This window comes from Methylovulum miyakonense HT12, from assembly GCF_000384075.1.
In the GTDB taxonomy this organism is placed as follows: domain Bacteria; phylum Pseudomonadota; class Gammaproteobacteria; order Methylococcales; family Methylomonadaceae; genus Methylovulum; species Methylovulum miyakonense.
Map to the genome: position 1 here is coordinate 359,445 of NZ_KB913025.1, position 13,209 is coordinate 372,653.

General features: G+C 50.3%; 10 protein-coding genes. 6 read left to right on the forward strand and 4 right to left on the reverse strand.

Annotated elements, in window-relative coordinates; all coding sequences use genetic code 11:
* Nucleotides 1-112 precede the first annotated feature (112 nt).
* Together METMI_RS0101815 and METMI_RS0101820 are read left to right on the forward strand one after the other, a co-directional pair.
* A complete protein-coding gene (locus tag METMI_RS0101815) occupies nucleotides 113-1,462 on the forward strand; it encodes a hypothetical protein (RefSeq protein WP_019864482.1) in 1,350 nt (449 codons plus the stop codon).
* Nucleotides 1,463-1,686: 224 nt separating this feature from the next.
* Complete coding sequence (locus METMI_RS0101820) at nucleotides 1,687-3,900, forward strand: primosomal protein N' (RefSeq protein ID WP_019864483.1); 2,214 nt, start codon at nucleotides 1,687-1,689, stop codon at nucleotides 3,898-3,900.
* Here METMI_RS0101820 and METMI_RS0101825 read toward each other — a convergent pair.
* On the reverse strand, nucleotides 3,897-4,913 hold the full coding sequence (locus METMI_RS0101825; RefSeq protein ID WP_019864484.1) for an asparaginase: 1,017 nt from the start codon (nucleotides 4,911-4,913) through the stop codon (nucleotides 3,897-3,899). The two genes, METMI_RS0101820 and METMI_RS0101825, sit on opposite strands and share 4 nt — an antisense overlap.
* Nucleotides 4,914-4,971: 58 nt before the next feature.
* Between METMI_RS0101825 and METMI_RS0101830 the strand changes: the two genes are divergently transcribed.
* The 4 genes from METMI_RS0101830 to trmB all read left to right on the forward strand — a co-directional run bounded on the left by METMI_RS0101830 (nucleotide 4,972) and on the right by trmB (nucleotide 8,667).
* A complete protein-coding gene (locus METMI_RS0101830; protein WP_019864485.1) occupies nucleotides 4,972-5,466 on the forward strand; it encodes a dihydrofolate reductase in 495 nt (164 codons plus the stop codon).
* A gap of 332 nt (nucleotides 5,467-5,798) precedes the next feature.
* Nucleotides 5,799-6,887 (forward strand): 3-deoxy-7-phosphoheptulonate synthase AroG, encoded by a 1,089-nt coding sequence (gene aroG / locus METMI_RS0101835; protein ID WP_019864486.1) that lies wholly within the window; start codon nucleotides 5,799-5,801, stop codon nucleotides 6,885-6,887.
* Nucleotides 6,884-7,861: a sulfur carrier protein ThiS gene (gene thiS / locus METMI_RS0101840; RefSeq protein ID WP_019864487.1), complete on the forward strand. Its 978-nt coding sequence runs from the start codon at nucleotides 6,884-6,886 to the stop codon at nucleotides 7,859-7,861. The genes aroG and thiS overlap by 4 nt, the downstream gene beginning before the upstream one ends.
* A gap of 119 nt (nucleotides 7,862-7,980) precedes the next feature.
* Nucleotides 7,981-8,667 carry a tRNA (guanosine(46)-N7)-methyltransferase TrmB gene (trmB, locus tag METMI_RS0101845; RefSeq protein ID WP_019864489.1) on the forward strand — a complete coding sequence of 229 codons (687 nt, stop codon included), beginning with the start codon at nucleotides 7,981-7,983 and terminating at the stop codon, nucleotides 8,665-8,667.
* Nucleotides 8,668-8,713: 46 nt separating this feature from the next.
* Here the strand turns inward: trmB and METMI_RS0101850 are convergent, their stop codons facing one another.
* The 3 genes from METMI_RS0101850 to hemW form a co-directional block, all read right to left on the reverse strand.
* Nucleotides 8,714-10,654 (reverse strand): dynamin family protein, encoded by a 1,941-nt coding sequence (locus METMI_RS0101850; RefSeq protein ID WP_019864491.1) that lies wholly within the window; start codon nucleotides 10,652-10,654, stop codon nucleotides 8,714-8,716.
* 104 nt (nucleotides 10,655-10,758) lie between these two features.
* Nucleotides 10,759-11,424, reverse strand: coding sequence for an orotate phosphoribosyltransferase (gene pyrE / locus METMI_RS0101855; RefSeq protein WP_019864492.1), 666 nt, complete (start codon nucleotides 11,422-11,424; stop codon nucleotides 10,759-10,761).
* A gap of 507 nt (nucleotides 11,425-11,931) precedes the next feature.
* Nucleotides 11,932-13,071 carry a radical SAM family heme chaperone HemW gene (gene hemW / locus METMI_RS0101865; protein ID WP_019864494.1) on the reverse strand — a complete coding sequence of 380 codons (1,140 nt, stop codon included), beginning with the start codon at nucleotides 13,069-13,071 and terminating at the stop codon, nucleotides 11,932-11,934.
* Between the last annotated feature and the right edge of the window lie 138 nt (nucleotides 13,072-13,209).

Genomic DNA, 13,209 nt, shown 5'->3' on the forward strand with positions numbered 1-13,209 from the left:
CCGGTTATTTTTTAAATGGCCAGTAAGCTTAAAACCGATTTCCTGTTGGGCCCTTGGTTGTGCTGTGTACCGATTGCCCACTTCAATTAAGCGCAGCAAATGGGAGTGTATTATGGGTATCAAGAAAACAAAACCGCTGTTTTTGGTGCATATTGCAGCCTGGTTGCTGGGCTTATCCAGTATGTGTTTCATATCGGCAGCCCAGGCGGCGGCCGTTTTTCAAGAATTAGTCTACCAAGGCCAAGAGCGTCCTGATAAGACTAACTCTGGTAACGCCACTTTTTTTGAGATCGGTTGTCCGGTCATCGAAGGGGATGATGTGGTGTTCCGCTCGCTTAGCCTTATTTCTCGGGCAGGTTATGACTCGATCTGGACCATCAAGGCCAATGGCGCAGGCTTGCGTAAGTTAGTGGGCCAAAGTCAAGCCGTGCCCGGAGGCGTCGGTACGTTTAGCACCTTTGGGTTTAGTAACGGCGGGGACTATACGACCTCTCCCGTGTTAGGCAAAGGCAGGGCGGTGTTTTTTGCCACTGACTCCAATCCCGACCCCGCTTTGCGGGCTGTTGGCGGGCTGTATTCAATCCGCTTGCAGGACGGGCTGATCAAGCGTGTTGCAAACTATAAAACCACCAACCCTAGCGATGGTTTCACCAAATTTGGGCAATTTTCTGGTTTTAGCCAACAAGGTTGCCACAACGCTTATGCCTTTAATGGCAACAGGGTGTTTTTTTCGGCGGCGACACTTGGCAACTCCGACCCTTCGGGGGTTTATCAGGCAAGATATGACGGCGCAGGCCTGACCAAAATCCGCGACAACAATGATCCTGATATTGCCATTTCCCCCAATCCACGCGCTTTTTACGGCCCGACTTTAGGCGTTTATCCTAAAAATGGCGCCACCCTGTTTGGTTATGCTGGCAGCAACGTCTTTGGCCCCCAAGCTTTATATGCCGGTAAGCAGCATCTTTTGGTGCGTTCCAATAATTTGCCCGGCGACCCCAGCCCAGAAACGGCCGGGGCGGCTTTCAGTTATTTTTTATTTGATGGCAACAAATCGGTATTTTATGCCAACAGCGGCGCGGATTATTATGGGCTTTTTTCCAAAGTGGGGGGCGCACCTATTCGTAGGATTTTTAGCAACTTACAAAAGTTACCGGGGATGAGGCAATGCCCTGCCAATGTGATTGGCAATTTTGTCGCCGACGCAGGGCGGGTGTTTTTCTTTGCCAATACGACTAACTGTGATGGGCTGACGGCCAATGGCAGAATGGGGATTTTTATGTTTAAGGACAATAAAATCCAACGTATTGTCGGCATTGGCGATAAGCTGGGCGATGGGACTTCAGTTCTGGAAGTGTACAACGAACTGGGGCCTGGCTCGGTCAATGGTAACCGCTTGGTTTTCGCCATGCGGACGACAAAACGTCCTGGCGCCGCCTTGTATGTGGCGAATTTGCTTTGATAACAATTAGTGTTGTAGGTTGGGATGAAGCGATAGCGCAATCCCGGCAATAGCGGCTTTATACGCTGGGATTCCCTTCGTCATCCTAATTTACAAGCTTTAAAACGTTTAGGACGGGGTTGCAAAACCCCGTCCTGCTCAAGCCCTGCTCCCCCTGCGAACAATTTCCAAGCCCACCCCCGGTATCGCTATAATGCCCTACCCCCACCCTTAGTTTTTAGCCAATGCCCACTTCCCCCTCCGCTGCGGCACGGATTTTCCGTGTGGCTTTACCTTTGCCCGTATTTAGCCTGTTCGACTACCTGGCAATTGATGACGAACCAATCTGCCCTGGTGTGCGCTTAGAAGTGCCGTTTGGCAAAGGCCACAAAATCGCGGTGCTGATGGAAATCTCCACGACCAGCCCGGTGGCGGTGGAAAAATTAAAGCCGATTTTACGGGTTATTGACAGGGAGGCTTTGTTAACAAAGCAAGATTTGGCGTTGTTGCAATGGGTGGGCCATTATTACCATCATCCCTTGGGCCAAGTCATCAGCACCGCTTTGCCTGCGGGTTTGCGGCAAGGCAACACTGCGGCCTTGCCGCAAACCCGTTATCTCGCGCTGACCGACATGGGCAAAAACTTCGATGCCAGTTCATTAAAACGCGCCCCGCAACAAAAAAACCTGCTGGAACAATTCCAGGCGCACACCAGCGCCTTGCCGGAAACGCAGTTGGCCTCCCTGCAAAACAACTGGCGCACAGCCGCCAAGGCGTTAATCGGCAAGGGTTTATTGATGCCAGCCGACGCGCCGGATATGGTGGTGCAGGCGCCTGCCCATAACACGGGCTTATCCTGCAACGCCGACCAGCAAGCGGCGATTGCCGCCGTCACTGACAGTTTTGGCAAGTTCCGCGTGTTCCTGCTGGATGGCGTGACCGGCAGCGGCAAGACTGAAGTGTACATGCAGTTGATCGCCATCGCTTTGGCACGGGGTTTACAGGTGTTGGTGCTGGTGCCGGAAATCACCCTCACGCCGCAATTGGAAGCCCGGTTCCGGCAACGCTTTAACGTCAGCATCACCGTGTCGCATTCCAAATTGACCGACCCCCAACGGCAAACGGCGTGGCTACAGATACGGCAAGGCGAATGCGCGATTTTGCTGGGGACGCGCTCGGCCTTGTTCACGCCGTTCAAAAACTTGGGGCTGGTTATCCTTGATGAAGAACACGACACCTCTTTCAAGCAGCAGGAAGGGCTGCGTTTTTCGGCGCGGGATGTCGCCGTGGTGCGCGGCAAACAACTGGGCGTCCCAGTGGTGCTGGGCTCGGCGACCCCTGCCCTGGAAAGCCTGTGCAATGCCGCAAACGGGCGTTACCAACATCTGCGTTTGCTAAAACGGGCGGGCGTGGCGGTGCAGCCTAGCCTGCAATTGTTGGACATCAGGAACCAACGGCTACAAGAAGGTTTGTCCGAGCCCTTGTTGGCGGCGATACGCGGGACGTTGGCAAAACACGAGCAAGTCCTGTTGTTTTTAAACCGGCGCGGCTTTGCGCCAACCTTGATTTGCCACAGTTGCGCGTGGGTGGCGCGTTGCCGCCGCTGCGATGCGAACTTGGTCATCCATAGGCATGAACAACGCCTGCGCTGCCACCATTGCGGTTCAGAACAGGCTTTGCCCAAGCACTGCCCGGCCTGCAAAACGGGTGAGCTGACTGCATTGGGCTTAGGCACGGAGCGGGTCGGGCAAGTGTTGGCCGCGATTTTCCCCGATAAAACCATCGTCCGCCTAGACCGCGACACCACGCAGCGCAAAGGCGCTTTGGAAAATTATCTGGAGCAAATCAACGCGGGAAAAGTGGACATCATCCTAGGCACCCAAATGCTGGCGAAAGGCCACCATTTTGCCAACGTCACGCTAGTGGCGCTTTTAGATGTCGACAGCGGCTTGTTCAGCATTGATTTCCATGCGCCGGAAAAGCTCGCGCAATTGTTGGTGCAAGTCTCAGGCCGCGCCGGACGGGCGGAAAAACCCGGCAAGGTGGTGATGCAGACCCGCCGACCCGACCATCCCTTGTTATTGGCGTTGATCCATTCCGGTTACCACAGCTTTGCCCAAACTGCGTTGGCGGAACGGCAAGAAGCGGGCTTGCCGCCTTATAGCCATCAAGTCCTGATGCGGGTGCAAGCGGCTTCCGAAGACGCGCCGTTGGCTTTTCTGAATGCGGTCGTGGCCTTATTGCAACAACACGCCCAAACCAAAGTGGAGGTGCTGGGGCCGGCCGCCGCGCCGATGGCAAAACGGGCGGGGCTGTACCGTTACCAATTGCTCCTGCAAAGCCAACACCGGCAAGCCTTACATAGGTTGTTGGATAAGTTGGTGCCGCAAATGGAAGCCATGAAGGGCAAACAAAAAGTGCGCTGGTCTTTGGATGTTGACCCGGTGGATTTGTATTAAATATGCTCGCCCGCAATATCCGCCGCCATAAACCCGACGATTTCCTCTTGTTGCGTAAAATTGCCATAAGCCAGCGAAAGTTTGGCGTAGGCCGTTTCGATGGACAAATCCCACAACACATGCACGCCCTGCTCGATCAGCTGCCGTGTGCTTTGGTAAGCATCCGGCGAATGCAAGGCAGGGGCCAGGTAGACGGCGATATTGCGCATCCGGCATTGGGCGATGAATTCCGGCAAGGCGTGGTGTTTGCCAGTGCTGGGCGAGACGCAAGCCGTACCGGAATGGTATAAGTCGTGCAGCACGGCATCGGCATGGTCTAAGTTGATGTTGCGGTAATCTAGGCCTGGGTATGGGCGCAACAACATGACCCGCTCAGAAAAACGGGCGGTCAAACGGTAATGGGCCTGCTGCCTGGGTTTACGCGGATGCAGGATCCTGAACGCCCCATCATGCTGCATATAGCTCTTGTGCTGCACGCTAATAAAGTCGCCGCTGAGTTGCAAGGAAGACGCGAGATGGTGGCCTTGATGGATGTGCATGGCTTGGCCTGGGTTGCGGTAAGGCACAAACACGCCGGGTTGCGGCTGTTGCGCGATAAAATCCACTGCACACATAAAGTTGGCAAGGCCATTGGCACGGGGGTCGGCGAGCGGGTAATCGCTGGACACCAACAAAATAGGCGTTTCCAAGGCATGGAAATAACAGCCCAAGGCGGCGGCGGTGAACGCCAAGGTGTCAGTGCCGTGGGTGATGACAATGCCATCGAACCGCCCTGGATTTGCGGCTTCAATGGCCGCTATCAAAGCCGTCCAATCGGTCGGGACCAAATTCTCGCTTAACAAATTGAGCGGCGCGATGGGTGTAAAATTCACATTCCCCGCATTAGGATCATGTTGTTGGAATTGCTGCAATAGGGTGTATGGCGCAATGCTGGAGGTGTTGATCGTCCCCGCCGTGACCGATGAACCTATCGTGCCGCCAGTAAATACCAGCAAAATTTTTTTATTTTTCATAGTGTATGATGTCGGGTTATCCGTTCATTAAGCATAACAAAGCCACCTTTTTAAGAACATGAAAATATCATTGATAGTCGCGATGTCCAGCAACCGCGTGATCGGCCTGGACAACAAAATGCCCTGGCATTTGTCGGCCGATTTAAGAAAATTCAAACACATCACGATGGGGTTCCCGCTCATTATGGGAAGGAAAACCTTTGAGGCCATCGGCAAACCCTTGCCTGGACGGACAAACATCATCATCAGCCGCAACCCCAATTATCACCAGGACGGTTGCTTGGTGTTTACGTCGCTGGACGCGGCGCTAAACCATGCTTGCCGGTTGTCAGCACAAGTGTTTGTCATCGGCGGGGCGACTTTATACGAAGCGGTGCTGCCGCTAGCCAACGAGCTGTACCTGACCGAAATCCAACAGGAATTTGCGGGTGACACGTTTTTTCCAGAAATTAATGCCTCCGAATGGCGGGAAGTGACCAGGGAAGAAATTGCCGACGATCCGCAGGTTAGTTTCAGTTATCGCTTTATGAAGCTGGTTCGGGTGCTGAAATAAGCACGTTTTTCAGATGAGCACACACGCTGGGATACAAGAAAACTGAAAAGCCTGGAGCCGTCCACAAAAAACGAAAAACCTCATACAACGGTTTTTTTCCGATAATTTAGCCTGCTGTCGTGGCAGAATTGGACAGATGCTCAAGCTTGGCAGACAGGCTTGCCATAACCCGGTTCAGAAGCAATTTTTTGTGCCTTCCGTACTTTTCGTGGACATTTCTTGTATTTTAAGATCAATCACTAAGCAAAAACTAACCCCAAAGAAGCCGAAAACAGTTAAAATACCAGGATTTGAAACACATCCTGTAATAAAGCAGCAGCTTGGTAGCACTCATGCAAACAAAATATAACACTGATGATTTGAGAATTTGTGAAATTAAAGAAGTGATTGCACCGATTCTGGTCCACGAGGAATTGCCGATTACCGACGCGGCCGCAGAAACTACCCTGGCCGCCCGCAAGGAAATCCATAATATCCTGACGGGGGCGGATGACCGGGTGCTGGTGGTGATAGGCCCTTGTTCCATCCATGATCCGGTTGCCGCCAAAGAATACGCGCAACGCCTGAAAGCCGTTAAAGATGAGCTGAAAGACTACCTGCTCATCGTCATGCGCGTTTATTTTGAAAAACCCCGAACCACTGTCGGCTGGAAAGGTTTGATCAACGACCCTGACTTGGATTCCAGCTTCAACATCAACAAAGGCTTGCGCATTGCCCGGCAGTTGTTGGTCGATGTCACCAGCATGGGCATGCCGGCGGCGACTGAATATTTGGACTTGATTAGCCCGCAATATATCTCCGACCTGATCGCCTGGGGCGCCATCGGCGCACGCACCACCGAAAGCCAAGGCCACCGTGAATTGGCCTCCGGCGTGTCCTGCCCTATCGGTTTTAAAAACTCCACCGACGGCACGATCAAAATCGCCATTGATGCAATAGGTGCGGCGATGAGCCCGCATCACTTTTTGTCCTTGACCAAAACCGGCCATTCGGCGATTTTTTCCACCACCGGCAATGAAGACGTGCATATCATTTTGCGCGGCGGCAATGACCGGCCGAATTACGATGCGGTCAGCGTCGAACAAGTCGCCGAAGGCTTGCGCAAGGCTAATCTCCGCCCGAATATCATGATAGATTTCAGCCACGCCAATAGCCTAAAACAATGCCAACGGCAGCTGATTGTCGGTGAAGATGTCAGTGCGCAGATTGCGCATGGCGACCACCGCATCATGGGCGTGATGGTTGAAAGCCATTTGAAGGCGGGTAGCCAAAAACAAATCGAAGGCCAAGAACTGGTCTATGGGCAAAGCATCACCGATGGCTGTTTGGGCTGGGAAGACACCGTACCGTTGTTGCATGAATTGGCGGAAGCGGTACGGAAACGCCGTGTCGCCAACCCTGACGGGAGTTTGAAAATATGAAAGTTTTTGTGAACGGCGATAGCCGTGACTGTGCTGACAATGCCAGTGTCGCCGATTTGGTTGCCGATTTGGGCTTGACGGGCAAAAAAATTGCCGTGGAATTGAACAAGGAAATCTTACCGTTCAACCAATACGCCAGCCAAACCTTGCAGGCCGATGACCGTTTGGAAATCGTCCACGCCATAGGTGGAGGCCAGGACGATTCGTTTATTTTGGCGGGCAAAGCCTACCAATCGCGCCTGTTGGTCGGCACCGGCAAGTACAAAGATTTGGAAGAAACCCGTCTGGCGATTGAAGCGAGCGGGGCGCAAATCGTCACCGTGGCCATACGCCGCACGAATATCGGGCAAAATCCCGGCGAGCCGAATTTGCTGGATGTCATTTCACCGGATAAATACACCATCCTGCCGAACACGGCGGGTTGCTTCACCGCCGATGATGCGGTTCGGACCTGCCGTTTGGCGCGGGAATTGTTGGGCGGACATAAATTGGTCAAGCTGGAAGTGTTGGCAGACCAGAAAACCTTGTTCCCGGATGTTGCCGAAACCTATATCGCGGCGGAATTATTGGTGAAAGACGGTTTTGATGTCATGGTCTACACCAACGATGACCCGGTAGCCGCCTTACGTTTGGAGGCGATAGGCTGTGTCGCAGTCATGCCGTTGGCTGCGCCGATAGGTTCTGGTTTGGGTGTGCGCAACCCGTATAACATATTGACTATCGTCGAAAACGCCACCGTGCCAATCTTAGTTGACGCCGGGGTCGGCACTGCTTCTGACGCCGCCATTGCGATGGAACTGGGGTGTGATGGCGTGTTGATGAACACCGCGATTGCCGATGCAAAAAACCCTATCCTGATGGCTTCAGCGATGCGCAAAGGCATAGAAGCCGGCCGTGAGGCCTTTTTGGCAGGGCGTATGCCCAGACGCCGGTTCGCCTCAGCGTCTTCTCCGATTGATGGCTTGATTATTTAGCCGTCGCTTAAAAGCTTTATACACGAAAGCCACGAAAAACAGCAAAGTACGCTATGAATATTTTCGTGTTTTTCGTGGACATCAAACCCTCCGTGGTTTAGCCGTACCTTCTTCAATTTATGCTTAATCCTGAAATTCCTTTTAAAAAAATCCAAAGTTTTATCCGTCGGCAAGGCCGTTTGACTCCGGGCCAACAATTGGCTTTGGATACCCATTGGGACAAATACTGCCTAAACCCTGAACTTGATTATAACTTTAGCGAAGTGTTCGGGCGTACTGCGCCGCTGATCATGGAAATCGGTTTCGGCAATGGCGAAAGCTTGGCAAAAATGGCGGCGGCGAATCCCGGACAGGATTACCTCGGCATTGAAGTGCACCGTCCAGGCGTCGGCCATTTGCTGATGTTACTGGAACAAGGCGGCATCAGCAATGTCAGGATTTATTGCCATGACGCCATTGAAATTCTCGAGAAAAAAATCCCGGACCACGCCCTTGCCGGCCTGCATTTATTTTTTCCTGACCCTTGGCCGAAGAAAAAGCACCATAAGCGCCGGATCGTCAATACAGGGTTTGCGAGGCTATTGACTAGGAAACTCGTGGCTGGAGGATATTTTCACGCCGCCACTGACTGGCAACATTACGCCGAATGGATGTTGGATATCCTCGGCGCAGAAGCGGGGATGGACAATTGCAGCAGAACCGGGGGTTATTGCGGGCGGCCTGACTACAGGCCTTTAACTAAGTTTGAACAGCGCGGATTGCGCTTAGGGCATGGGGTATGGGACCTGATTTTTAAGGCATCATAAGCGCGGTTTAAAGCGGCTCCCGCCTTATGATGGCTTTAAACCGTAACTAGCCGCTTTCTGCGAGCTGGCCTTCCAACTGCATGGATTTTATCATGATTGCCAGCTCTTCACGTTGCCGTTTTAACGGCACCAGCTCCGCTTCAAGATGGGCTATATTTTCAGCGACAGTGCCTTTAGATTCGTTGATTTTCCTTAGCATCTGCAACCGGCCTTCAATTTGCTTTTTGTGGTCTTTAATCTGCCGTGCTAAGGGCGATAACGCGCCATTACTCCAAGAAATGGCATCATCATGGGCGCGGCCGAGGATAGCCTTGGCTTTAGCCACTAACGTGCTGTACAGCTTATCAACTACAATGCCTTGCTCGGTCATAGTCACTTTAGCACTGGTACGGAAAGCTTCCCCTTCTTCAAAAACTTCTTCGAGTTCTATTTGATATTTTTTTATATCAAATAATATCGGTTCGATTTCTTTGAAACCATATTCATCTTTAAATTTCTTGTGTATGGCCTTCACCAAACGGCGTGTTTCATTGGTAATATCCACCGAATCTTGAAGCAAATCACGCAAATCATCAAACAACTTACGTATATTTTGCTTCATGCCAATCGTCGTCAGGCTTTTGCTTATATCATGCTTGGCGGCATAAATGACCTCATTAATCCTTTCTTCCGCAAGGGAATTAATTAACATTTTTGCCTGGACAATAAACACCCTTCGGCTAGATTGGAAGTTTTCGACGTTCGCCATATACAAGCTTTGCCGGTCACGGGTTTCGGCCATCAGCTTGCCGGTCATATCCTGATTATGAAAATCGACTTTTCTGAATTCTTCCAATTGCTCGCTTGCATGGGCCAATGCGGTATTTGCCGTATTAACCGATTCATTTATGAGGCTGCCAATATCACGCATCACGATAGAAGCCATGATATTGCGCTTGTCCCTTAAAATATCATTAGAAAGATAATTTTCTAATGCGGAGATACGGCTCTTTGCAAGCAGTTCCTTATCGCTTTTAATTTTAGCAAGCAAGGCTTGTTTCGCGGAAACGGGAAATATGGATTCCTCGTCTATTTTTAAAATGGTGGCCGAAGCTTTAATCTGCGACTTAATTGACCGGTCGTAATCATTACTTCCGCCCAAATCGTCCCACATTGCGTCAATCTTATTCATGACCACAGCCAACCCTTGCTTTTTTGCACTCCGGGCACGGTTGATGTGGTTCATCCATATTTCCAAATCGCTTTTGGTCACCCCGGTGTCAGCCGCCAACAAAAAGATGATGGCTTGGGCGCTCGGCAACATGTTGAGCGTCAGTTCCGGCTCAGTTCCCAAAGCATTTAAGCCAGGTGTGTCGATGATCGACAACCCTTCCTTCAATAAGGGATGGGGAAAACTGATCAGCGCATGCCGCCAGCAGGGTATTTCCACAGTATCCGGATTCATGACGCCTTGGGTTGCCGCTTCACGCTCATTCCACAAGCCCAACCTATCCGCCAATTCACGGTCAACTTTTTTGGTGGCGATCAGCTCTTTGAATGCATTCTGCATTTGTGTCGGGGAGTCGCAATTAAGCTCCAATTGCGTCCATCTCTCAGGTATGTTCTTAAATTCTGCCAAGGACATGTCTTCAAGGCGGCTCTCGATATTCAGCAAGCGGATGTAACTGCCTCCCTCCGCATCATAAAAAATTTCGGTGGGCGACATGGTGGTACGGCCTGGCGAAGACGGCAATAACCTAACGCCGGACTCGGCAAAAAACATGGCGTTAATCAGCTCAGTTTTACCGCGTGAAAACTCGGCAACAAACGCCAAGGTAATACGGTCATTTTTTAAACTTGACAGGATATTTAAAAGAGTATTGGTACGATGGGCATCGTCCATCCCATAGCGGGTTAGCCACTGCTGGTACATTTCTATCGCTTGCACCAAGTTTGCACGCCATATCGAATATTCGTGCATTTTTTCTTTAAATTCCAAGTTCCTCATGGCAAGCCTTTTGTAAAAAACACGAGATTAATAAATGGATTCAGATTTCAAGTTTATCGCACAATTGTAGTACATATATCAACAACGGTCAGGATCATAAACTTTTATTTTTGAATCTGCGGATTACTGCCTATATCAAGCCCATAGAGACTTTGATAAGCCTTAATCGCATTGACTTGTTCACTTGCATCAGGTGTTAAATAATCAACAATATCCGCTAATGTTATAATAGCAAAAACCGGTAAACCAAATACATCACTTACTTCCTGAATAGCAGAAATCTGGTTTTGCCCTTTTTCCTGCCTATCTAAAGCGATTAGCACCCCGGCGGGGGTTGCATTGGCGTTTTTTATGATGTCAACGGATTCCCTGACCGATGTCCCGGCGGTAATCACGTCATCAACAATCACAACACGGCCTTGTAAGGGCGCCCCCACCATGACGCCACCTTCCCCATGATCCTTGCCCTCTTTACGGTTAAAAGCAAAAGGGACGTCCCCAGAAGTCAATTGCGAAAAGGCCATCGCCGTAGCGCAAGCCAGTGGGATGCCTTTATAAGCTGGGCCATAGAGGATATCAAACTGGATGCCGGATTGCCGTAATGCTTGCGCGTAAAATTCCCCGAGCCTTGCTAGTTTGGCGCCCGTATTAAACAGGCCTGTATTGAAAAAATAAGGGCTTGTGCGCCCGGACTTTAGGAGAAACTCACCGAATTTTAATACCCCACACTCTAGCGCATAGGAAATAAATTCTCTTTGATAATCAAACATATAGTATCACAAAATAATGCGACGGCTTCACGCCCTCACCACATTAACAATTGATGGCTATTTTAAAATAGCCAGTTATTTGTGTAGCAATAAATTTGATTTGCCAACAATCAAATTTATGTCTCGAGCAAGTTATGTACCAAAAATTAGACTTATGGCACGCCCCTTATGCAAAAAGCCAACCGCAATCCTATAACAAACCCCATTTATGCAACAATATTATTTCCATAAACCGGTGCCAAAAAATTTCCCGCCATCATAACAACAACATCCGCATGCTACCCCACCCTAAACTTTAAACACCACGCAAAAGGACCCATATCGGCCAAACCTAAATCTGCAGGCCTCTTTACACGCTTTCTTCACAAGGCAAAATAGCGCTAGACCCGATAGACTTAGGTTTAAGTGACTTATTTTACTAGGTAGTGACCATTTTTGTCAGTTTCACACACTTTTATCCTGACGGCCACTGGGTAGCGGAAGGGTGTTTCCTATCATGCCATATCGCTATGCAACAAAATTCTGCAAAACGGTGTTGAGGAAATCCCAGCCTTTTGGCGAACAAAAATATCGTCCATGCCCATAATCTATCAACCCTTGCGCCATGCAACCAGACAATGCCGGCTCCAAAGTGCGAGGGTCGAGCCCGGTCATTGCCTGATAATGGGCGACGGAGAAACCTTTCCGCAAACGCAGGTGGTTCATGACGAACTCCAATGGCAGATCACCAAGGGTAACGGCGTCAGCACCACCATTGGCATGGCTATCTTGTAAATATTGCTCCGGGCTTTTAGGCTTATGCGTACGCATGATCTGCCCCGGCAATGCCCCGGTGATCTTCCCGTGGGCTCCTGCCCCGATACCTAAGTAATCGCCAAATTGCCAATAATTAAGGTTATGGCGGCATTCATGGCCGGTTTGGCTGTAAGCGGAAATTTCATATTGCTGATAACCGCAGCCCGCCAATAATTTTTGCCCTGCTTTTTGTATCAAAAAAACAGCCTCATCATCCGGCAACACTGGCGGGAATTTATGGAAATAAGTATTAGGCTCCAATGTCAACTGGTAAAAAGAAATATGCCCGGGCTCCAAATCTATGGCCACTTGCAAATCTTCCTGGCTACAAGAAGCACTGGCGCCCGGCAAACCAAACATCAAATCCAAATTGATATTGTCAAACCCTGCCCGATGGGCGATTTCTACAGCCCGGATAGCTTCTTTGGACGAATGCACACGCCCCAATTTTGCCAATAACCCATCTTGGAAACTTTGTACGCCTATTGATAAACGGTTAATGCCCAGACTTCTAAATTCGGCAAATTTATGGCTTTCAAACGTGCCCGGATTGGCTTCCAGCGTAATTTCCACAGCATCCGCCAAAGGCACTTGGCATGCAATACCGTCCAAAAGACGGCCAAATGACTCCGGCGAAAAAAGGCTGGGCGTACCTCCGCCGATAAAAATGCTGTTGACCGGGCGGCTGATGGCATACGTGGCCAAATCCTGAGCCAAATCCTGTAGCAACGCCTCGATATACGCCCGTTCAGGCGTATCCCCCTTAACCGCATGGGAATTAAAATCGCAATAGGGGCATTTTTTTATGCACCAAGGGATGTGGATATAAAGGCTAAGTGGCGGCAAATTCAAGTGGGCATCTATACAAAAAGCTAAAAGCCAGCAAGTGTAGCATCAATACGCCGGTAACCCATAGTTTATGCGGCTTTGGTAACAAGCCATAAAGTCTATACATTACGAAGGCATTTTTGGGTGTTAGAATACTGGAAT

What these genes read in the sequence shown, in the direction of transcription:
- METMI_RS0101815 (WP_019864482.1), top strand. Translation starts at nt 113, where the DNA reads ATGGGTATCAAGAAAACAAAACCGCTGTTTTTGGTGCATATTGCAGCC.
- METMI_RS0101820 (WP_019864483.1), top strand. Translation starts at nt 1,687, where the DNA reads ATGCCCACTTCCCCCTCCGCTGCGGCACGGATTTTCCGTGTGGCTTTA.
- METMI_RS0101825 (WP_019864484.1), bottom strand. Translation starts at nt 4,913, where the DNA reads ATGAAAAATAAAAAAATTTTGCTGGTATTTACTGGCGGCACGATAGGT.
- METMI_RS0101830 (WP_019864485.1), top strand. Translation starts at nt 4,972, where the DNA reads ATGAAAATATCATTGATAGTCGCGATGTCCAGCAACCGCGTGATCGGC.
- aroG (WP_019864486.1), top strand. Translation starts at nt 5,799, where the DNA reads ATGCAAACAAAATATAACACTGATGATTTGAGAATTTGTGAAATTAAA.
- thiS (WP_019864487.1), top strand. Translation starts at nt 6,884, where the DNA reads ATGAAAGTTTTTGTGAACGGCGATAGCCGTGACTGTGCTGACAATGCC.
- trmB (WP_019864489.1), top strand. Translation starts at nt 7,981, where the DNA reads ATGCTTAATCCTGAAATTCCTTTTAAAAAAATCCAAAGTTTTATCCGT.
- METMI_RS0101850 (WP_019864491.1), bottom strand. Translation starts at nt 10,654, where the DNA reads ATGAGGAACTTGGAATTTAAAGAAAAAATGCACGAATATTCGATATGG.
- pyrE (WP_019864492.1), bottom strand. Translation starts at nt 11,424, where the DNA reads ATGTTTGATTATCAAAGAGAATTTATTTCCTATGCGCTAGAGTGTGGG.